At 70.3% G+C, this 19,825-nt stretch carries 18 protein-coding genes; 5 read left to right on the top strand and 13 right to left on the bottom strand.

Translation table 11 applies throughout. From position 1 onward, the window contains the following. Nucleotides 1-3: 3 nt before the first annotated feature. A complete protein-coding gene (locus tag MIAR_RS03380) occupies nt 4-969 on the bottom strand; it encodes a LysR family transcriptional regulator (protein WP_285631295.1) in 966 nt (321 codons plus the stop codon). Between the two features lie 147 nt (nt 970-1,116). Between MIAR_RS03380 and MIAR_RS03375 the strand changes: the two genes are divergently transcribed. From MIAR_RS03375 to MIAR_RS03365, 3 genes are read left to right on the top strand one after another with little or no spacing between them, the layout of a single operon-like run. Continuing rightward, nucleotides 1,117-2,508 (top strand): MFS transporter, encoded by a 1,392-nt coding sequence (locus MIAR_RS03375; protein ID WP_285631292.1) that lies wholly within the window; start codon nt 1,117-1,119, stop codon nt 2,506-2,508. Nucleotides 2,509-2,545: 37 nt separating this feature from the next. Continuing rightward, a complete protein-coding gene (locus MIAR_RS03370; RefSeq protein WP_285631289.1) occupies nt 2,546-3,766 on the top strand; it encodes an FAD-dependent monooxygenase in 1,221 nt (406 codons plus the stop codon). Continuing rightward, nucleotides 3,763-4,383: an NADPH-dependent F420 reductase gene (locus tag MIAR_RS03365; protein ID WP_285631285.1), complete on the top strand. Its 621-nt coding sequence runs from the start codon at nt 3,763-3,765 to the stop codon at nt 4,381-4,383. The genes MIAR_RS03370 and MIAR_RS03365 overlap by 4 nt, the downstream gene beginning before the upstream one ends. Nucleotides 4,384-4,400: 17 nt before the next feature. Here the strand turns inward: MIAR_RS03365 and MIAR_RS03360 are convergent, their stop codons facing one another. The 7 genes from MIAR_RS03360 to MIAR_RS03335 all read right to left on the bottom strand — a co-directional run bounded on the left by MIAR_RS03360 (nt 4,401) and on the right by MIAR_RS03335 (nt 11,206). After that, nucleotides 4,401-4,673, bottom strand: coding sequence for a metal-sensitive transcriptional regulator (locus MIAR_RS03360; protein WP_285631282.1), 273 nt, complete (start codon nt 4,671-4,673; stop codon nt 4,401-4,403). Next, nucleotides 4,670-6,361 (bottom strand): FAD-dependent oxidoreductase, encoded by a 1,692-nt coding sequence (locus tag MIAR_RS03355; RefSeq protein ID WP_285631280.1) that lies wholly within the window; start codon nt 6,359-6,361, stop codon nt 4,670-4,672. Before MIAR_RS03355 ends, MIAR_RS03360 begins: the two co-directional genes overlap by 4 nt. A 4-nt stretch (nt 6,362-6,365) precedes the next feature. Beyond that, nucleotides 6,366-6,530 carry a DUF8730 family Cys-rich protein gene (locus tag MIAR_RS17525; RefSeq protein WP_344289743.1) on the bottom strand — a complete coding sequence of 55 codons (165 nt, stop codon included), beginning with the start codon at nt 6,528-6,530 and terminating at the stop codon, nt 6,366-6,368. Between the two features lie 116 nt (nt 6,531-6,646). Next, nucleotides 6,647-7,093 (bottom strand): DUF2871 domain-containing protein, encoded by a 447-nt coding sequence (locus MIAR_RS03350; RefSeq protein ID WP_285631277.1) that lies wholly within the window; start codon nt 7,091-7,093, stop codon nt 6,647-6,649. A gap of 21 nt (nt 7,094-7,114) precedes the next feature. Continuing rightward, a complete protein-coding gene (locus MIAR_RS03345) occupies nt 7,115-7,732 on the bottom strand; it encodes a response regulator (RefSeq protein WP_285631274.1) in 618 nt (205 codons plus the stop codon). Beyond that, nucleotides 7,729-9,057: a sensor histidine kinase gene (locus MIAR_RS03340; protein WP_285631271.1), complete on the bottom strand. Its 1,329-nt coding sequence runs from the start codon at nt 9,055-9,057 to the stop codon at nt 7,729-7,731. Before MIAR_RS03340 ends, MIAR_RS03345 begins: the two co-directional genes overlap by 4 nt. After that, on the bottom strand, nt 9,023-11,206 hold the full coding sequence (locus MIAR_RS03335; protein ID WP_285631268.1) for an MMPL family transporter: 2,184 nt from the start codon (nt 11,204-11,206) through the stop codon (nt 9,023-9,025). Before MIAR_RS03335 ends, MIAR_RS03340 begins: the two co-directional genes overlap by 35 nt. 204 nt (nt 11,207-11,410) lie before the next feature. Here MIAR_RS03335 and MIAR_RS03330 point away from each other — a divergent pair, with 204 nt between their 5' ends. Further along, entirely contained in the window at nt 11,411-12,226 is an 816-nt protein-coding gene (locus MIAR_RS03330; RefSeq protein WP_285631265.1) for a hypothetical protein, read from the top strand. Between the two features lie 132 nt (nt 12,227-12,358). Beyond that, complete coding sequence (locus tag MIAR_RS03325; protein WP_285631262.1) at nt 12,359-13,300, top strand: Gfo/Idh/MocA family protein; 942 nt, start codon at nt 12,359-12,361, stop codon at nt 13,298-13,300. 110 nt (nt 13,301-13,410) lie between these two features. Here the strand turns inward: MIAR_RS03325 and MIAR_RS03320 are convergent, their stop codons facing one another. From MIAR_RS03320 to MIAR_RS03300, 5 genes are all read right to left on the bottom strand, one after another. Further along, complete coding sequence (locus MIAR_RS03320) at nt 13,411-14,907, bottom strand: lipase maturation factor family protein (RefSeq protein ID WP_285631259.1); 1,497 nt, start codon at nt 14,905-14,907, stop codon at nt 13,411-13,413. A 140-nt stretch (nt 14,908-15,047) separates the two neighbouring features. Further along, nucleotides 15,048-15,965, bottom strand: coding sequence for a glycine betaine ABC transporter substrate-binding protein (locus tag MIAR_RS03315; protein WP_285631256.1), 918 nt, complete (start codon nt 15,963-15,965; stop codon nt 15,048-15,050). Nucleotides 15,966-16,014: 49 nt separating this feature from the next. Beyond that, the gene (locus MIAR_RS03310) at nt 16,015-16,938 is read right to left on the bottom strand and encodes an ABC transporter permease (RefSeq protein ID WP_285631254.1); all 924 of its coding nucleotides are present in this window, start codon (nt 16,936-16,938) and stop codon (nt 16,015-16,017) included. Next, nucleotides 16,938-18,248 (bottom strand): quaternary amine ABC transporter ATP-binding protein, encoded by a 1,311-nt coding sequence (locus MIAR_RS03305; protein WP_285631251.1) that lies wholly within the window; start codon nt 18,246-18,248, stop codon nt 16,938-16,940. The genes MIAR_RS03310 and MIAR_RS03305 overlap by 1 nt, the downstream gene beginning before the upstream one ends. Nucleotides 18,249-18,599: 351 nt before the next feature. Next, a complete protein-coding gene (locus MIAR_RS03300) occupies nt 18,600-19,808 on the bottom strand; it encodes a class I SAM-dependent methyltransferase (protein WP_285631249.1) in 1,209 nt (402 codons plus the stop codon). Nucleotides 19,809-19,825 lie beyond the last annotated feature (17 nt).

Genomic DNA, 19,825 nt, shown 5'->3' with positions numbered 1-19,825 from the left:
CCCTCAGCCGGGCAGGGACCCGGTCGCCTCCGCGGAGACCCCCGGGACCCCCGCGGCATCCGCACGTCCGTAGCCGCCGAGCTTCTCCACGGCGAAGTCGAGCAGCGCCGACGCACGCGGCGTGAGCTTCATGTCCGCCGGCCAGATCCCCACCACGTGCGACACCGTCACCGGCGGGTCGAACGGGCGGATCACGATGGGCCGCCCCTCCGAGCTCATCGGGAGCGCGTTCGGGCGCGACATGAGCAGCCCGTAGCCGAGGCCGCGCCCCACGAGAGCCTCGACGAGGATGATCTGGGTGACCTTCGCCGCGATCCGCGGCTCGAGACCGCGCGCGGTGAACGCGTCGGTCACGTTGCGGATCCCGGGCGTCGCGTCGTACAGGATGTAGGGCTCGTCGGCCAGCTCCGCGAGGTCGACGGTGGCGTGCGCCGCGAGCGGATGCTCGGGATGCAGGTGCGCCTCGAGCTCGGTCGCGTAGATCCGGCGACGCCGGTATCCGACGGGGAGCGACACGTCGTACACGAGCGCCACGTCCAGCCGGCCCGCCTCGAGCGCGGAGAGCAGCTCCTCGTTAGTGCCGACCATGATCTCGATCGTCACCCCCGGATGCCGCTTCGGGAACCCCTCGAGCAGCTCGGGCACGACGTTGGTGGCGAAGCTCGAATAGCATCCGAGCCGCACCGGCCCCTGCAGCTCCTGCTCCCGCCCCGCACCGAGGACGAGCTCATGCGTCTCCGCGACGATCTGCCTCGCCCGGCGGGCGAAGTCCTGGCCAGTCGGCGTGAGCGTGAGCCCCCTCGCCTTGCGCCGCACGCACAGCTGCTCGCCCACCGCGTTCTCCAGGCTCGTGATGGCCTGCGACAGCGCCGACTCCGAGATGTGCAGGTGTGCGGCGGCCGCGCTGAGCGTGGGGAAATGGGGCAGCGCGGCGAACAGCTCCAGCTGCCTCAGGCTCACATCGACCACGGCGACTCCTTCTCCGATTCTTCAGTCGAATCGAACTATATCCGCGAATAACTGTGATTTACACGCAGTCCTGCGCGCCGCACGATGGGAGAAACCCGCATCCCAGCCCTCACCCGGAGGGCGATGACAATGACGTTAGGGACAACGATGACCACCTCCTCCGCCCCAGGAAAGCGCGCCTCGCAGCGCCGTATCGCCTTCGCGACCATCATCGGCACGACCATCGAGTGGTACGACTTCTTCATCTACGCCACCAGCGCCGGCCTGGTGTTCGCCCAGCTCTTCTTCGAGCCCGCGGGCAAGGAGATCGCGCTGTTGCTGTCGTTCGCGACGGTCGGCATCTCCTTCCTCTTCCGCCCGCTCGGCGCCTTCCTCGCCGGCCACTTCGGCGACGTCATCGGACGGCGGGCGATGCTGGTCGTCACCCTGGTCCTGATGGGCGTGGCGACGACTCTCATCGGCACGCTCCCCACCTACTCGCAGATCGGCATCACGGCGCCCGTCCTGCTGCTCCTGCTCCGCATCCTGCAGGGCCTGTCCGCCGGCGGCGAGTGGGGCGGCGCGGTGCTGATGGCCGTGGAGCACGCGCCCGCCGACCGGCGCGGCCGTGCCGGCTCCTGGCCGCAGCTCGGGGTGCCCCTGGGATTCCTCCTGGCGTCGGGCATGACCGCGCTGATGACGGGCGTGATCTCCCCCGGCGAGGCCTACCTGCAGTGGGGCTGGCGCGTGCCGTTCCTGGTGAGCATCGTGCTGATCGTGGTGGGCTTCGTGATCCGCCGCTCCGTGGAGGAGAGCCCGGTGTTCGCCGAGATCGCCGAGCGCGGAAAGCAGGCCGGCCTGCCGATCGTCACTCTCTTCCGGCGCCACTGGCACCTCGTGCTCCTCGCGGCCCTCGTGTTCGTCGGCAACGGCACCCTCGGCTACATGACCACCGGCGGCTTCCTGAACAGCTACGCGATCAGCGTCGGCCACCTCGAGACCACCTCGGTGCTGCTCGCCGCTGTCTTCGCCGCCGTCGTGTGGTTCTTCTCCACGCTGCTGGCCGGATACCTCGCGGACGCGATCGGCCGGCGGAGCACCTTCCTCATCGGCTTCGGCCTGCAGGCCGTCATCGTCTTCCCGGTCTTCTGGCTCGTCGACGCCGGCGGACTTCCCGGACTCTACGTGGCGCTGCTGCTGATCTCGACGGGTCTCGGCCTCACCTACGGACCGCTGGCCGCGTGGTACGCCGAGATCTTCCCGGCATCCATCCGCTTCTCGGGCGTCTCGATCACGTACGCGATCGGCGCGGTGCTGGGCGGGGCGTTCGCGCCGATGATCGCCCAGATGCTGCTGGGCGCGACCGGCACCACCGCGGCGGTCTCCGCCTACCTGCTGCTCGCCACCCTGCTGGGGGCCGGCGCCACGCTGTGCCTGCGCGATCGCCGCGGCATCGCACTCGGCCCCGACAACGAGGACGAGCAGGCCGTCGGAGCCACGGTCTTCGCATCCGCCGCGCCCGCAGGCGAGGTCGCCGGCCAGTTCGCAGGAACGCGATGAGGCCCGCCCCGGCACGCACGTCAGTCAAGGAGAAGCAATGGTAGACAGCAGCACAAGGATCGCGATCATCGGCGGAGGGATGGGCGGCCTCACCGCCGCCATCGCCCTGACCAGGATCGCGGGAGTGCACGTGACGGTGTTCGAGCAGGCGAGCCGGCTGGGCGAGGTCGGGGCAGGGGTGACCGTCGCCCCGAACGCCGCGCGGGTGCTCGACAGGCTCGGCGTGCTCGAGCGCGTCCGGGGGTCGGGAGCCGTCCCCGACGGGCACGGCGTCTACCTGGATGCCATGGGGAACATGGTCACCGATGCCGCCTGGGAGGACTCGGCCCGGCAGTACCAGAACATCGGGATGTACCGGCCCGACCTCATCGACGCGCTCGCGCATGACGTCGACCCGCAGTCGATCCGGCTCGGCCACCGGCTGAAGTCGGTGGAGAAGCTCGAATCGGGTGTGCGGGTGGAGTTCGAGAACGGAACCGAGGACGTCTTCGATGCCGTCGTCGGCGCCGACGGCATCCACTCCGTCGTCCGGGGCGCCGTGGGTCAGCATCCCGAACCCGTCTACTCGGGCTACCTCGTCTACCGCGGAGTCATGGACGCGTCGCGCCTGCCGGCCGACTGGCCGATGATCAGCCAGGTGTGGATGGGGAACAGCCGCCACTTCATGGCCTACCCGCTGCAGCAGCGCAGGCTGTTCAACTTCGTCGCCGGTATCCCGAGCGACAGGCCGCTCCAGGGTGCCTGGTCGGGTCCGGCCGAGGTGAGCGAGCTCGCCGCGGAGTTCTCGGGCGAGGGATGGGACCCGCGACTGCAGCACTTCATCAGCCTGATCGACAAGACGTTCTGGTGGGGGCTGTTCGATCACGAGCCGCTCACCAACTGGTCGCGCGGGCCCATCACACTGCTCGGCGACGCGGCGCACACGATGCTGCCGCACCAGGGCCAGGGCGTCAGCCAGGCGATCGAGGACAGCATGGCGCTCGCCACGTTCCTCGCCGCCGCCGACACGGTCGCCGACATCCCGGAGGCGTTCCGTCGCTACACCGCGGTGCGCATGCAGCGCACGGCGATCCTGCAGAACGGCTCGCGCCGCGCCGGTGCGATGTTCGACGCGCAGTACGAGTTCGAGAACCTGCGCAAGCGCGACGCCGACATCCGCGTCGGGCGCGACTTCCGCCGCAGCGCGGTGTTCGACTACGACGCGCACAAGGTCGCCGAACAGGCACTCGCTCGATTCAGGAGGGTTCAGGTCGCATGACTTCGATCAGCATCATCGGCAGCGGCAAGATGAGCGGGGCGATCGCCGAGGTCGCCTCCCGCGCCGGGGCCGGCATCCAGATCATCAAGCGCAGCGCGACCAGCACGTCGGCTGCCCGGCCCGGGCTGGAGTACGGCGTCATGGGCGACGAGCTCACCGGAGACCTCGTGGTGCTCGCCGTCCCGTACGGCGCGTACGCGGGCATCCTGGAGCACTATCGAGAGCAGCTCAGCGAGAAGGTCGTGATCGACATCAGCAACCCGATCGACTTCTCCACCTACGACCGGCTGCGCTCCCCCGCGGACTCGTCCACCGCGGCCGAGCTGGCGAAGCTGCTGCCCGAGGGATCGGCGGTGGTGAAGGCGTTCAACGTCAACCTCGGCGACACCCTGGTCAGCGGCACCAACGGCACGACCCGCACCACGGTGCTGTACGCGGGAGACTATGCGGATGCCAAGATGAGCGTCGCCGCGCTGATCGAGGCCGCCGGGATGCGCGCCGTCGACGTCGGACCGCTGACCCGCGCCCGTGAGCTCGAGGCGATGGGCTTCCTGCAGATCATCATGGCGGCGCTGGGCCGGACGCGCTACGAGTCGGGGTTCACGCTGCTGGAGTGATCGCGCGCCCGGTCCCCTCAGGCCAGGGTGAGGAACAGCTTCTGCAGCTCCTCCATCGTCGGCGCCCCCTCCCGGGCGTCCTCCCCGTCCGCGACGCAGTGGCGCAGTGCGGTGCCGATCACCGCGAAGCCGGCGCGGTCGATGGCCTTGCCGACTGCCGCGAGCTGGATGACCACATCGCGGCAGTCGGCGTCCGTCTCCATCGCGTCGATCACGGCGGTGAGCTGGCCGCGCGCCCGCTTGAGGCGGTTCACGACCTTGCGGATCTCGTCGTCGGGTGCGGTGCTCATGCGGGCTCCTTCATGCTCGGGCGGGACGCGGCGAGCATCCGCGTTCCGGCGGACCAGGTGAGATACCCGCCGTCGAGGTTGCGCGCCGACCGGCCGTGCTGACGCAGCAGGCGCACGGCGGTGTGCCCGCGCTGGCCGACCTGGCAGTGCACGATCAGCTCGCCGGCGGGCAGGCGGCCGAGGTGCGCGCGCAGGTCGTCGACCGGGATGTTCAGCGCGCCGTCGATGGCCCCCGCCGCGTGCTCGGCGGCGGTGCGCACGTCGATCACGGTGGCACCGGCTGCGACGGCATCATCGACCTCGTGCCACTGGATGCTGTCGGTCAGTCCGGTCGCGGCGTTGTCGGCGATGTAGCCGAGCATGTTGACCGGGTCCTTGGCCGAGCCGAACTGCGGCGCGTAGGCGAGCTCGAGCCTGCTCAGCTGCGAGGCGGTGAGCCCCGCGTGCATGGCCGTGGCGATCACGTCGATGCGCTTGTCGGCTCCGCGCCGCCCGATCACCTGTGCGCCGAGGATCAGATCGGTCGCGGGGTCGACGAGCAGCTTCATGCTCAGCCGCTCCGCACCCGGGTAGTAGCCGGCGTGGTCGGAGGGATGCGCGTGGATCACGCGATGCGCGCGGCCGGCATCCCTCAGCCGCTTCTCGCTCCAGCCGGTCATCGCGACGGCCAGCCCGAAGACGCCGACGATCGCCGTGCCGAGGGTGGGCACGGCGTCTGCGGGAGCAGCCTCGAGCAGTCCCTCGGCGGCGGCGATCGCGTCGGCCGCGGTGCGGCCGTGCCGGTTGGCGAGCCCTGCCATGGTGACGAGCGTCGGCTCGTCGGAGAGCGCGTCGATCTTCTCGACGCCGTCGCCGACGGCGAGGATCCGCGGGTCGTCGGTGCGCTGCAGCGCGTCGACCGCGATGCCGCCGGTGGGCCCGAGCGCCAGGCCGGCGTCGACGGCGAGGGATGCCGCGGGACGGACGCCCCTGGCGTCGATGACGATGTCGGCGGCGACGACCGTGCCGTCGTCGAGGTGCACGCCGTCGGCATCCAGCAGCTCGACGGAGCTGTGCGTGCGCAGATCCACGCCGCGGGTGGTCAGCTCGTCCACGACGAGCGAGGCCATCTCCGGGTCGAGAGGACTGAGCGGATGCCCGCCGTGCTGCACGAGCGTGACCGCGAGGCCCCGGTGCACGAGGTTCTCGACGGCTTCGAGCCCGATGAACCCGCCGCCTGCGACGACCGCGCGGCCGGCCTCCGGCAGGTCGGCCAGAGCCAGAGTGATGCGGTCGACATCGTCGATCGTGCGCAGGGTGGACACGACCGGCCCGCCCTCGGCCGATGCGAGCGCGTCGCGCGGCACGGCACCGGTGGCGAGCACGACGTGGTCGTAGTGCTCGTCCGTCACATGTCCGGTCGACAGGTCCTGGATGCTGACGGTCCTGGCATCCCGGTCGATGGCCACCGCGCGGTGACCTGTGCGCACGTCGAGTTCGAAGCGCGAGCGCAGCGACGCGGGCGTCTGCAGGAGCAGGGCGTCGCGGTCGGCGATCACGCCGCCCACGTAGTAGGGCAGGCCGCAGTTGGCGAAGCTGACGTGGTCGCCCTGCTCGATCACGATGATCTCGGCCGTCTCGTCCAGGCGGCGCAGGCGGGTCGCTGCGGACATGCCGCCTGCGACGCCGCCGATGATGATCACCCGCATGCGTTCAGGACCTTCCGAACAGCTTCGCCAGGAAGCCGGCGCGCGGCTCGTCCTCGTGGCCGCGGCAGCGCTGCGCTGCCGGCACTCCGGCCATGACGCTGTCCACGTGCTGGCCGCATCCGGCCCAGGTGGTCTTGCCGCAGGAGCGGCATGTGACTGCTCGACACATCGATTCGGGTCCTCTCTGTCGTCGAGTGCCACCGTATCAGAAATACCCCCGGGGGTATCTTGGAGCTCGCCGGGAGACGAACGCAGGTCACGCGCACGTGCGGTCGGCCCTCAGGATCAGCCGGCGAGCGCGTCGCGTCCGGTCGTCCCGGCGTCCGAGGCCACGGCACGGCGCAGCGCGATGAAGAAGACGATCAGGCCGGCGGTGATGAGGATGTGCCCGAGGCCGGCGATCCCGGCGATCATCGCGCTGGACTCCTGACCGAGCACCGTGAGGATCCCGTGCCAGGTCATCATTCCCGCGGTCACGATCACCCCGGCGTTGTACAGCCAGAGGAACCAGGAGAACAGGCGCGGGCTGCGCGAGATCGTGAAGACCTTCTCGATCACCAGCACGATCAGCAGCATCACGAAGCCGAGGACCAGCAGGTGCGTGTGCACCACCGACAGCTGGGTGAACGTCGCGCCGGTGAAGTCGTTGGCCTTGGTGAACTCGCGGTAGAACAGGCCGGATGCGACCCCGGCGAGCATGTATGCGAATGCGGCGTTGACGAGTCTCTTCATGATGGTTTCCTCCAGGATGGGTCAGATCAGCCCGGCTTCGCGGGCGACGTGGATCGCGCGCGACCGGCTGTCGACGTCGAGCTTGGTGAAGATGTGGGCGAGGTGGCTCTTGACGGTCGCCTCGGTGACGAACAGGGTGCGGGCGATCTCACGGTTCGCGGCGCCGGTGGCGAGCAGCCGCAGCACCTCGGTCTCGCGGTCGGTGAGCCGCGGCAGCGGGCTGCGCAGACCCTCGAGCAGGCGCGCGGCCAGGTCCGGCGCGAGCACCATCCCGCCCGCGGCGGCCCGGCGGATGCCGTCCAGGATCAGCTGCGGGTCGACTTCCTTCAGCAGGTAGCCGGCGGCACCGGCCTCGATGGCGCCGCGGATCTCGGCATCCCGATCGAAGGTGGTGAGGATGAGCACGGCGGGTGCCGGGTCGAGCGCGCGCAGCGCCGCGGTGGTCTGGATGCCGTCGATGCCGGCGCCCAGGCGCAGGTCGCAGAGCACGACGTCCGGATGCAGGTGGGCCGTGAGGGCGAGCGCCTCCTCACCGGTCGCCGCCTCTCCGATCACCTGCACGTCATCGGTGTCGAGCACGGCGCGCAGTCCGCTGCGGACGACCGGATGGTCGTCGACGAGCAGCACGGTGACGGTCATCGCGTCTCCTCCTCGGGGGTCGGGGGTGCCGGGTCGGATGCCGGTGGCACGGAAGCGGATGCCGGTGGCGCAGGCTCCGGACGGATCGGCAGCTGCACCGAGATCGCCGTCCCCTCGCCCGGGGCGCTCTCGATGTCGAGTCCGCCGCCGAGCTCGCGCAGCCGCGCCCGCATGAACCGCAGCCCGTAGCTGGACGAACCGCTCCCGGCTTCCGCTTCCCACGCGGCCAGGTCGAAACCCGCACCGTCATCGATGATGTCCAGCCGCACCGAGCGCTCGTCGTCGATCAGGCTCATCACCACCCGGCTCGCGGCGGCGTGCAGGCGCACGTTGGCCAGTGCCGACTGCGCGGTGCGCAGCAGCGCCACCTCCACCTCGGTGGGCAGCACGGGCAGCGACTCGTCGACGTGCAGCTCCGCCTGCAGGCCGGCCTCGTCGTGCGCGCGGTCCAGCATGCGACGCAGGGCCGCCGCCAGCACGCCGTCCTCCAGCTCGGCAGGGGCGAGCGCGGCGACGATCCTGCGCACGTCCGCCAGGCTGTCGCCCGCGAGCGCCTCGACCTGCGACAGGGCACGCGCGGCATCGGCATCCGCGGTCCTGTCGGCGCCCGCGTGCGCAAGCAGGCGGATCGACGAGAGCGCCTGGGCGACGGTGTCGTGGATGTCGCGGGAGATGCGGGTGCGCTCGGCGACGGCACCCGACTCGCGCTGCGCGAGCGCGAGCTCGTCCTGCAGGTCGGCCATCTCGTGCTGCGCGCGGGTGAGGGAGTCGACCAGCCTTTCGCGCTCTGTCGCGTCGCGCAGCAGCTGCAGGTAGCCGCGCGAGACGCCGTACGCGAAGACGCCGCCGATCACCGGCCCGAAGACGTTCGCATAGCTGGTGACGCCGTGATGCAGGATCGGCGCGACGATCACGACCGCCAGCACCAGCGCTGAGAACAGCAGGCCCCATGGGACCGTGAGCAGATGGCCGGCGAGCAGCCAGAGCAGGAAGGCCACCCAGATGAACTCCGGCGAGACGGCCACGGCCGCCAGCCAGATGACGGCGAATCCGATCAGCCATCCCACCGCGAGGCGGCGGGACCGCAGCGGCAGCACGCTGCCCGTGGCGTGCGCGACGAGGATCGCGAGGCCGGCGACCACGGCGGCGGGCACGGGTGTGCCGTCGCCGATCGCGCGGATCACGCCGATCACGGTGAGGACCGCGGCCATGACGTGCTGGCCGATCTCCATCGCCCGCACGACCGGCGAGGCGTGCGCGGCCCGGTCTGCGGAGGAGGGTCCCGTCCGCTCAGCGCGCGCCAGCGGCGCTTTCACGACGTTCATGTGTCGATTCTCCCTGCGGGTCGAGCAGATCACCGGGTTCCTGCGTGGCGAGTGCGCCCGCGTCGGATGCCGCCTGCGTGGGCGTGCCCTGCGCGCCGGGAGCCTTCGACGCCCGCCCCGGCCACCAGATCCGTTCGCCCACCAGCGCGAAGATCGCAGGCACGATCACCGTGCGCACCACGAGGGTGTCGACGACCACGCCGACTCCGACGATCAGGCCCAGCTGCCCGAGGGTGACCAGCGGCAGCACCCCGAGCGCCGCGAACACGGCCGCGAGCACGATGCCCGCGCTGGTGATCACGCCGCCGGTGTGCGCGATCGCCTCGACCATCCCCGCCCGCGTGCCGCGGACGGCCGCCTCGCTGCGGGCGCGATGCACGAGGAAGATCGTGTAGTCGATGCCGAGCGCCACCAGGAACAGGAACGACAGCAGCGGCACCTGCAGGTCGAGGGCGTGCTGGCCGAACAGCATCCGGCTCAGCCATGCCCCGGCGCCGATCGCGGCGAGCGCGCTCGCGAGGTTCACGATCAGCAGCAGTACCGGGGCGACGAGCGAGCGCAGCAGCACGATCAGCACCAGCAGGCTCACGCCCAGCACGAGCGGGGCGACGAGCAGCAGGTCGCGCTGGTTCCCCGCGCGGGCGTCCAGGTCGGTGGCGACCGCGCCGCCCACCACGGCATCCGCCTCCGGGACGGCATGCACGGCGTCGCGCAGCGCGGAGATCTGATCCAGGCTCCGTGGCGTGCTCGGCGCGTACTCGCTGGTCACCATGATCTCGGTGAGCTGGCCGTCGTCGGTCTCACCGACGGGGTTCGCGCGGACCACGCCGTCGACATCGGCGACCGCATCGAGCACGGCGTCGGATGCCCCACTGCCGGCGACGATGAGGATCGGCTGCGCCTCTCCTGGCGGGAAGTGCGCCGAGAGCACCTCGAGGCCCGCGGCCGACTCGGACTGCACGCGGAACTTCTCCAGCTGGTCGAGCCCGACCGACGTGCCCAGCAGCCCTGTCGCCATCACCGCGAGCAGAGCCGCACCGGCCAGCAGGCTCACGAGCGGACGACGCACCACACCGGAGGCCACCCGCCGCCAGACGCGGCCCTGCCGCGGCGCCTCACCCGGACGGGGGATGAACGGCCAGAACGCCTTCCGACCGCACACCGCCAGCAGCGGCGGCAGCAGGAACAGCACGGAGAGCAGCGCGATCAGCAGGCCGATCGCCGAGGAGACGCCCAGGCCGTGCGTGCCGGGGATCACGGCCAGCACGAGCGTGAGGAGCGCCAGCACCACGGTGACGTTCGAGGCGACGATCGCCGGCGCCGTGCTGCGCCAGGCGATGCTGAGCGCGGCACGGTGGTCCTCCGTCTTCTGCAGCTCCTCGCGGTAGCGGGAGATCAGCAGCAGGGCGTAGTTCGTGCCGGCGCCGAAGACCAGCACGCTGAGGATGCCCGCGTCGAACTGCAGGTTCCACAGCGTGCCGGCCGCAGCGGTGAGACGCCCGGCCAGGCCGTCGGCGAGCGCGACCACCACCAGCGGGATCAGCCACAGCACCGGGGAGCGGTAGGTGACGATCAGCAGCAGCGCGACGATCAGGATCGTCACCAGCAGCAGCGTGAAGTCGGCACCCTCGAACGACGAGGCGACGTCGGCGCCGAACGCGGGACCGCCCGTCACCTGCAGCGTGACGCCGTCCGGGGCGTGGTCCGCGATGTCCGCGCGCAGGGCCTTCACGACCTCGGCCGTGTCGGCGTTGGTCTCGCCCACCTTGATCGGGGTGATCAGCACCGCGGCCTCGCCGTCGTCACTGATCAGGGGGCCCGTGGACGCGGCATCCGCCCTCTCGTCGAGGACGGGCAGCAGATCCTTCAGCTCGCCGGCCTGGGCGTCGGTGAGCTTCGCGCCGTCGTCGCGGGAGGCGACGACGAGCACCGACTGCCGGTCGGCGTCGGGGAACTTCGCGAGCAGCTCGCTCACGCGGGCGGACTCGGATGCCGCCGGCGCCTGCGCATTGCCCGCGGGCGCCTTCGCGGAGCCGAACGCCCCGAACAGCAGGACCATCACCAGCAGGACGAGTCCCAGCGACACCCATGCGCCGCGGCGCGAGGTGAGTCGGTCGGAGAGCGGATGCCGAGAGCGGAGTTCTGCCATGACATCCACTCCACCAGCGGCGCCGTCCGCGCACATCGCGAACGGGAGTGAACCCGGTCTCCATCAAAAGGATGAGAGGTCGGCATGTCCAGGTCGTCCGTTCGGGAGGAGAACTCTCGTTCGGGAGGAGTGCTCCCTGCTGAAGCTCCTCCGATCACGGAGTTCTCCTCCGATGAGGGCGCGGCGAATTAGGCTGAGCACATCATGGATCCAACCTTCTGGACGGGCTTCTGGAACAGTTTCGGCCACCTCTGGTGGCTGATCTTCCCGATCATGGGCGTCGGCGGCGGAATCGCCCGCCGTTGGCAGGTCGCGTCCCGCGAGCGCCACGAGCGCCGTCTGGAGACCCTGCGGCTGAAGAGCGAGCTCAAGACGGCGGAGCTGCAGGCCCGCGCGCTCACCGGTCCGGTCCGCACGAAGCGCGGCGCCCAGGCCAGTGCGGCGGCGACATCCGTCCCCTCCGACGAGCTCCTGGAGCGCCTGTTCAAGGAGCACGACGAGATCACGGCGCGCTGGCTGGACTACGAGCTCGACGTCGCCAAGCTCATCGCGTTCCCCGCCATGAGCGACGGCCGCCAGCCCCTCACCGCCGCATTCCTGCGCGCCAAGAAGACCGCCGACGCCCTGCGTCCGGCATCCGCCGATGCGAAGGTCTCCGAGCAGCGCGTGACCGAGTACCTCGACGCCGTCGGCAACTACGCCGTGGCCTTCGAGGTCGCCGAGCGCGACGCCCGCCGCCTGCGCGATTCGACCTTCAGCGAGGACGAGCGCAAGCGCCTCGATCGCGCGCAGCACATGCTGAAGGTCGCCCTCGACGAGTCGGCGACGCAGGCCGAGCGCCAGGTCGCCTACAAGCGCGTGCGCGACGAGCTCGAGGGACTCATCCTGCTCTCCGACGAGGCCGTGCAGGTGCTGGAGACCAAGGTCGCCGGCGAGCTGACCCCCGGAAGTTCCGCAGCGCCGCCCGCCGCCCCGGAACCCGAGCGGATGCCGTTGAAGCGGGACGACCCCTCCGTCTGACGCCGACACCACCACTTCTCGTCGAGACCCCCACCTGCGGACGTCTGCAGGTGGGGGTCTCGACGATATCCGGGGGTTTCGGCGAAGGAGGTCGGGTGCCGAGCCGGCAGGCGCCGACGTAGGCTCGGCCGTATGGATGACACTCCGCGGATCGGCATCGTCGGCGCCGGCGGCATCGCCCCGCCGCACATCGAGGGATGGCTCGCGCTCGGCGCCGAGGTCGACATCCTGGGCCGCGCCGGGGCGGACGCCCTCGCCGAGCGCTACGGTCTCCGCGTCGTCGATACCCTCGACGAGCTGATCGACGCCTGCGGGATCATCGACATCGTCAGCCCCACCGCGACGCACCTCGACATCGCGAAGGCCGCCTTCGCCCGCGGCAGGCACGTGGTGTGCGAGAAGCCCCTGGCCGTCACCGTCGCCGACGCACAGGCCATCTCGGATGCCGCGGACGGGGCGGGCGTTCGCGTGTTCCCCGCGCACGTGGTGCGCTACTTCTCCGGATACAAGCAGGTTCACGAGGCGGTCGGCGGGGCCGGCACCCTGCTGGAGCTGACCTTCCGCCGGACGGTCGCGGCCCCGGCATCCGCCTGGTTCTACTCGCAGGATGCCGGAGGCGGCCTCATCCGCGACCTCATGATCCACGACCTGGATCAGGCGCTGTGGCTGGCAGGCCCCGTGGTCGAGGTGTCCGCGACGCAGGATCCGCCGGCGATCGACGGAGTCGTGCAGCCGCCGGTGTCGGCGCACGTCGCACTCACCCACGCGAACGGCGCCATCAGCCATGTGCGCGCGGACTGGTTCGGGCCGGACACCCGGTTCCGTTCGAGCGCGTCGGTGGTGGGCTCGGACGGCGAGCTGTCGGTGGACACCGACGAGCTGTCCGGCGCACGGGAGGGGTACCTGCCACCGGCATCCGCCGTGGATCCGTACCGGGCGCAGCTCGCCGACTTCCTCGACGCCATCCGCACCGGTCGCGACGCACGCGTCACGCCCGCCGACGGCGTCGCCGCCGTCGCACTGGTGGAGGCCGCGTACGCGTCGCTCGCGACCGGGCATCCCGTCCTGCTCTGAGGGTTTGCCCCGGGTACACCTGCACGACCCGGGTACGGATGCACGGCCGGATGCCCGATTCGATCGTGCAGACGTTCCCCGGTCGTGCACCTGTGCCGGCGAACGAGCGGTCACCCGCCGAGCGGGCGCACCACCAGCCCCTGCCGCTCGCGCGCCCAGACATCGCCGGATGCCCGGTGCTCGGCGCGCGTGGTGAACCGGTAGCGGTACGCCACCACGCGCACCCAGCGGGGGCGTTCGCCCGCGAACGGGTCGTACCGCAGCATCCGCAGGGTCGGCGCGTCCGCCTCCAGCAGCCGCACGAGGAACATCGCGAACCAGTCCTCCAGTGAGCGCCCGAGCGGCAGGAACCACATCAGCCAGTCCAGCCGCAGGTGATACGGGGCGAACTGCCGCGGGATGCGGCGCAGGTCGCCGGGCTTGCCCTTGAACTCGTACTCGCGCCAGCGGGCGGCTTCCGGATCGGCATCCGTCGTGCCCTCGACGACGAACTCGATGCGCTGCTTCGTGACCGTGCCGAAGGCGCCGTAGGCGTTGGCGAGCTGCCAGCGGTTGAAGCTCGCGTTCATCAGCTGACGGTGCGCGAACAGGTTGCGCAGCGCCGGCCAGCTGATCGCGAGGTACAGGATGCCGACCGCCGAGGTGATCACGATCCAGTACGGATCGATCGGCTCGAGACGCTGCGGCGCTTCGACAGGCTCAGCGGCCCAGGACAGGGGCCGGCCGAACGGCACCGACACCGCCGAGAACGCGATCACGACCGTCGCCCAGTTCAACCAGGCGAAGTTGCCGGTCACGATCAGCCACAGCTGGGTGAGGATGACGATCGCCGCCGCGATCGTGCCGACGATCTGAGGCCCTTCGACGAGCTCAGGGGCCCAGCGCCGGAACAGTCCCAGGATCGGCGCGAACAGGAAGAACGGCACCACCAGCTGCGCGAAGTGATTGCCCAGCACCTCCCCCTTGTGGAACCAGCGGGGAAGCAGGTGCGCCTGCCGGCTGAGCGGCCCCGGCATCGGCTGCGTCTCATGGTGATAGGTCAGCGCGGTGAGGTCGCGCCACTCCCGTCCACCGCGGATCTTGATCATCCCCGCACCGAACTCCAGCCGGAACACCAGCCACCACAGCAGCACGATCACCACGGTCGGCGGCGGCTGGTCGCGGGATCCGAGGAACGCCGCGAGGAACCCCGCCTCGAGCAGCAGCATCTCCCAGCCGAAGCCGTAGAAGGTCTGACCGATGTTCACCACCGACATGTACCCGCCCCACAGCAGGAGGAAGGCGATCATCGGCACCCAGGGCGGCCCGAACTGCGGGATGCCGATCACCAGCAGCGCCGAGATCGCCATGCCCGTCCAGCACAGCGCCGCCAGGCGCCGGTCCGTGTAGCGGATCCGCGTGAACAGGGTCGGGCGCAGCATCCGCTTCCTCGCCTTCGACGAGGTCGCCCAGCTCAGCAGCTCGGGGGCGGGGAGCAGCCCGCGCTCACCCAGCAGCACACGGAACTGGTTCAGGCTCGACAGGAACGCGACGAGGTACAGCGCCGCGATGCCGCGCTGCACGACCTCGCGCGCGAACCCGAAGTCGATGGCCGCGAACCCGTCCATGCGACCAGGCTAGGCCGCGGCGGCCTGACGCGGCAGAGGCCTTGACAGCCCACTGCGACTGCGCCCGCATCGCGTCGAGGCCCCCTCCGAGCGGTGTCACTCGGAGGGGGCTCGACAGGCAGACGCGTCTCTGCGGAGAATTACTTCTTCAGCCAGTCGATCTTGTCGGAGTACTCCGAGATCCACTTCTTCACGGCCTCGGCCGACTTGTCCTTGTACTCGTCGGAGGTGACCAGGCCCTCGAGGGCGCCGTACTGCGCGTCGTCCAGCTTGATCTCCTTGATCAGTTCCGCGGCCTCGGGGTACTTCTCGGTGAAGCCCTCGGTGGCCAGGAAGTGCAGTCCCTCGGGCTCGCCCATCGCGCCCTTCGGGTCCTCGAGGTCCTTCACGGGGAACGCGTCGTTGGCCCAGAACGGACGCCACAGCGTGACGACGATGTCCTTCTGAGCCTCGGTCGCCTTCTTCAGTTCGGTGAGCATCGCGGCGGTCGACGAGGTGACGAGCTCGTACTCGCTGTCGAGCCCGTACTCCGGCAGCATCTTCTTCGTCTGCTCGGTGAGCCCCGCACCCGGCTCGATGCCGATGATCTTGCCGTCGAACTGCGCGGCCTTGCCCTTGAGGTCCTCGATCGAGGTGAGCTCGGAGTAATCCGGCACCGCGATCGTGAGCTTGGCGTTGTCGTAGTAGGCGCCGAGGTCCTCGATCTTGTCGCCGTACTTGTCCATGTACGACTTGTGCGTGAGCTCGGGCCATGCCGAGGGGTAGATGTCGACGTCGCCCTTGGCCAGGCCGGCGTAAAGCGGGCCCGCCTCGGTGAGCGTCTTCATCTCGACGTTGTAGCCCATCTCCTCGAGCTTGTTCTCGAGCAGGTAGGCGGTGCTCAGACCGTCGGTCCACGACGGCAGGAAGCCGAGCGTGATCGTGCCCTTGCCGCCGCCCGACGAGGGGCCGTCCGCGCCGGGTGCGCCGGTGCCGCCGGAGGCGTCGCCCGCGCACCCGGTCAGGGCGAGTGCGGATGCGACGCCGAGCGCCGCGAGTGCTGTGAACTTCTTCTTCATGATGCTTCTCCGGTTCCGTATGTGTGAATGCAGGTGTGACGCAGGTGGATCAGGCGGGCTGCAGGGCGGCATCCGCCGGCACAGCGGATGCCGCGGCGCGGCGCCGCTGATCCCGACGACGCGCGATGATGCCGAGCAGCGATGAGCGGCTGCCCGCGGGCGCGCCCAGTGCCGCGGTGACGCGGTCGAGGAACATGGCGATCAGCACCACGGCGAGGCCCGCCTCGACGCCCTTGCCGATCTGCACGTTGGCGATCGCCTCGACGACGATCTTGCCCAGCCCGTCGGCGCCCGCCATACCGGCGATGACCGCCATCGACAGGGCGAGCATGATCACCTGGTTGACGCCGGCCATGATGGTCGGCATCGCCAGAGGCAGCTGCACGCCGCGCAGGATCTGCCCCGGCGTCGCACCGAAGGCGTGGCCGGCCTCGACCGTCTCGGAGTCGACTCCGCGGATGCCGAGCTCGGTGAGCCGCACTCCCGGGGGCAGCGCGAAGATCACGGTCGCGATGAGGCCGGGAACGTAGCCGATGCTGAAGAACACGATCGCCGGGATCAGGTACACGAACGCCGGCATGGTCTGCATGAAGTCGAGCACCGGCTTGAGGACGGCGCGGACAGTGGGATTGCGAGCCGACCAGATGCCCAGCGGCACCGCGATCAGCACGGCCAGGACGGCGGCGACCAGCACCAGGGCGAGCGTCTGCATGGTCGGCACCCACAGGCCGAGGCCGAGGATCAGCACGAACGACACGATCGTGCCGACGGCGAGCTGCCAGGAGCGCAGCAGCCAGGCGATCAGCGCGAGGATCGCGATGATGCCGACGAAGTGCACCGACAGCAGAGCGCCGATCAAGCCGTTCACCAGAGCACCGACGACCATCGAGATGAAGTCGAGGACGCCCTCGAGGTTGATCTGGATCCAGGAGACGACGGTCTCGACCCAGTCGCCGAGGGGAATGCGGGGCATCAGCGCACCTCCTCGGTGTGGTCGGTCTCCGCGGCGGCCGACTCCACGGCGTCCTGCGCCTCGGCCAGCACCTCGTCGATCACCGCCTGCGGCATCGGGTTCAGCGGAAGGGTCAGCTCACCGGTGGCGCCCGGGCCGGGGCCGAGCGCGGCGAGCAGCGTGACGCGAGGGATGACGCCGACCAGGCGGCCGGCGGCATCCGTCACCGCGAGGGGCAGTGGCGACTCGACCGAGGGGATGAACAGGTTCATCAGCACCTCGTCGACGTCCACCGCCTGCGGCACCGGCTTGAGGATGCTCGACAGCGAGGTCTCGCCCTTGCGGACCAGCTTCACGGCATCCCGGTCGGTGACGATCCCGATCAGCTTGCGGTCGCGGCCGACCACGTAGGTGGCCGACATGTAGGCGTCGCGCATCTGGCGCAGCGCCGTGCGCGGGCCGGCGGTCTCGGCGACCACGGGACGCGGACGCTCCATGACGTTGGATGCGGTGAGCACACGGGCGCGGTCGACGTCCTGCACGAACTGCTCGACGTAGTCGTTGGCCGGGTCGGTGAGGATGTCCTCGGGCGTGCCGATCTGCACGATGCGTCCGTCGCGCATCACGGCGATCCGGTCGCCCAGGAACATGGCCTCGTTGAGGTCGTGCGTGATGAACACGATGGTCTTCTGCAGCTTGGCCTGCAGCTCGACGAGCTGCTCCTGCATCTCGCGGCGGATCAGGGGATCGAGCGCACTGAAGGCCTCGTCCATCAGCAGGATGTCGGTGTCCGCGGCGAGCGCGCGGGCGATGCCGACGCGCTGCTGCATGCCACCGGACAGCTCGCTGGGCAGCTTGTCGCCCCAGCCCTCCAGCCCTACCAGCGCGAGGATCTCCTCGGCCTTGGCCAGCCGTTCGGTCTTGCTGACGCCCTTGAGCTCGAGCGGGTATGCCACGTTCGCGGCCACCGTGCGGTGCGGCAGCAGCGCGAAGTGCTGGAAGACCATCGAGACGCGGTCGCGGCGGATCTCGCGCAGGGCGGCCGGGTTCGCCTTGGCGATGTCGTCGCCGCCGATGACCACCTCGCCGGAGGTGATGTCGTGCAGGCCGTTGAGCATGCGGATGATGGTGGACTTGCCGGATCCGGACAGTCCCATGATCACGAAGATCTCACCGCGGTTCACGGTGAAGCTCGCGTCGATCACGGCTGCGGTGCCGGCGTCCAGCACGTCGGTTCGGGATTCCCCGGTCTTGAGCCGCTTGACCGCCTGCTGCGGATTGCGGCCGAAGACCTTGTAGAGATGGTGCGCTTCAAGAGCGATTTCGGACACGTTTCCCCCGCGCGGCTCACCTGTCGCCAGGGTGCGTGTGAGCCGGCTTCGGTAACGCCCGGGTGATGATCACAGGGCCGTTTCGACAATCGCTGTACTGGCGGCGCGGTCGGGGATTTCGGATCCCCGCAAAGAACATCGACCGTACGCCCGCGCCTCTTCGTGTACAGCTCGAGTCGAAAGAAGGACGCGGCCGCGGACTGGTGTTTGTGGTCCCTCGACCACCTTTCCACGCTAACGAATGGCTGGTCGGGTGGCAAATCCGCGCTCGGGTTTCGCGGCCTCACCGGGGGTTATGCGCGTGTCGGAAAGTCGATCGCTGTGAGGTTTCCGGTGGCGATTCGACGGGTTTCAGCCCCGGCGGACGCTGCGGGTGACGGTGAACTTGGGGGTACGCGCGACCTGCTCCGTCGCCCCGACGTCACGGCTGAGGGCACGACGATGGTCGAGGTGCGAGTTGAACACCGTCCACACCTCGCCGCCGGGCTTCAGCAGGCGCGCGGCGGCCTGGATGAGACGCTGTCCGGCTCCCTCGTGCACGCTCGCGCCGAGGTGGAAGGGCGGGTTCAGCAGGACCAGGTCGGCTGAGGCATCCGGCAGTTCGGAGCCTGCGTCGTCGAGCGTGACCTGCACGCGGCCGTCGATGCCGTTGGCGGCCATGGTCTCGCGGGCGGAGCGGACGGCCGCGGCCGAGCGGTCGGTCGCGATGACCACGGCATCCGGATGGCTCAGGGCGAATGCCGCGGCGAGCGCACCCGTCCCGCAGCCCAGGTCGACGACCTGCATGGCATCTCCGGCCACAACTCCGGAGATCTGCCCACTGCCCTGCCCGCTTCCGGCTGATTCCACCCGATCTGCCCCGTTTCTCCGGAGTTGTGGCGCGAAGTGCGCCGAGAGACCGGGCATCGCGTCGAGCAGCGCGCGCGTGCCGATGTCGAGCCGCGCGCCGGCGAACGCACCGCCGAACGCGCACAGCGTGAGGCCGTCATGCACCTGTCGTACCGGGAAGGGCGGCTCCGTCGGGACGGCGAGGGGCTCGGATGCCACGATCAGCCGCGACTTGCGCTCCGCGCGCTGCGCCTGGACGGCGCCGAAGCGCCGCGCGAGCACCTCGTTCTGCGCGAGCGTCATGTGCTTGACGCGTCCGCCGGCGACCAGCGTCGCATCGGGCGCGGCCCAGCGGGCGACGGCATCCGCGATCTCCTCGAGCTCGGCGAGCGCCTTCGGCAGCTGCAGCAGCACCATGCGCGCGCCGGCCAGCAGATCGGCGCCGAGCTCGTGCGACGTCCAGCCGGAGAGGCCCAGCGCGGCGGCGTTATGCGCCAGCGCCCTGCGGCCGGTGATCAGGTCCTGATGCACGCGGATGCCGGGCACCCCGGCATCCGCCAGCGCGAGCGTGATCGCCCCGTACTCGTCGCCGATGACGGCGACCTCATCGCCCGGGACACCGGAGTCGAGCGCCCATCGCACGAGCAGTTCGTCGGTGGCGTCCCAGGCCTGCAGATTCGGCGCCTCGACGTCGGGGAATCGGCGCAGCGCGCGGAAGTCGAAGTCGGGCACCCGCTCACCCTACCGAC

This window comes from Microbacterium arabinogalactanolyticum (assembly GCF_030268005.1).
Taxonomy (GTDB): domain Bacteria; phylum Actinomycetota; class Actinomycetes; order Actinomycetales; family Microbacteriaceae; genus Microbacterium; species Microbacterium arabinogalactanolyticum.
Note: the sequence above shows the minus strand (reverse complement) of the source record. Positions and strands in the feature narration are given on the sequence as shown.

Bases quoted from the DNA above. Each gene is read 5' to 3' on its own strand.
- MIAR_RS03375 (WP_285631292.1), top strand. From the start codon at position 1,117: ATGACCACCTCCTCCGCCCCAGGAAAGCGCGCCTCGCAGCGCCGTATC.
- MIAR_RS03370 (WP_285631289.1), top strand. From the start codon at position 2,546: ATGGTAGACAGCAGCACAAGGATCGCGATCATCGGCGGAGGGATGGGC.
- MIAR_RS03365 (WP_285631285.1), top strand. From the start codon at position 3,763: ATGACTTCGATCAGCATCATCGGCAGCGGCAAGATGAGCGGGGCGATC.
- MIAR_RS03360 (WP_285631282.1), bottom strand. From the start codon at position 4,673: ATGAGCACCGCACCCGACGACGAGATCCGCAAGGTCGTGAACCGCCTC.
- MIAR_RS03355 (WP_285631280.1), bottom strand. From the start codon at position 6,361: ATGCGGGTGATCATCATCGGCGGCGTCGCAGGCGGCATGTCCGCAGCG.
- MIAR_RS17525 (WP_344289743.1), bottom strand. From the start codon at position 6,530: ATGTGTCGAGCAGTCACATGCCGCTCCTGCGGCAAGACCACCTGGGCC.
- MIAR_RS03350 (WP_285631277.1), bottom strand. From the start codon at position 7,093: ATGAAGAGACTCGTCAACGCCGCATTCGCATACATGCTCGCCGGGGTC.
- MIAR_RS03345 (WP_285631274.1), bottom strand. From the start codon at position 7,732: ATGACCGTCACCGTGCTGCTCGTCGACGACCATCCGGTCGTCCGCAGC.
- MIAR_RS03340 (WP_285631271.1), bottom strand. From the start codon at position 9,057: ATGAACGTCGTGAAAGCGCCGCTGGCGCGCGCTGAGCGGACGGGACCC.
- MIAR_RS03335 (WP_285631268.1), bottom strand. From the start codon at position 11,206: ATGGCAGAACTCCGCTCTCGGCATCCGCTCTCCGACCGACTCACCTCG.
- MIAR_RS03330 (WP_285631265.1), top strand. From the start codon at position 11,411: ATGGATCCAACCTTCTGGACGGGCTTCTGGAACAGTTTCGGCCACCTC.
- MIAR_RS03325 (WP_285631262.1), top strand. From the start codon at position 12,359: ATGGATGACACTCCGCGGATCGGCATCGTCGGCGCCGGCGGCATCGCC.
- MIAR_RS03320 (WP_285631259.1), bottom strand. From the start codon at position 14,907: ATGGACGGGTTCGCGGCCATCGACTTCGGGTTCGCGCGCGAGGTCGTG.
- MIAR_RS03315 (WP_285631256.1), bottom strand. From the start codon at position 15,965: ATGAAGAAGAAGTTCACAGCACTCGCGGCGCTCGGCGTCGCATCCGCA.
- MIAR_RS03310 (WP_285631254.1), bottom strand. From the start codon at position 16,938: ATGCCCCGCATTCCCCTCGGCGACTGGGTCGAGACCGTCGTCTCCTGG.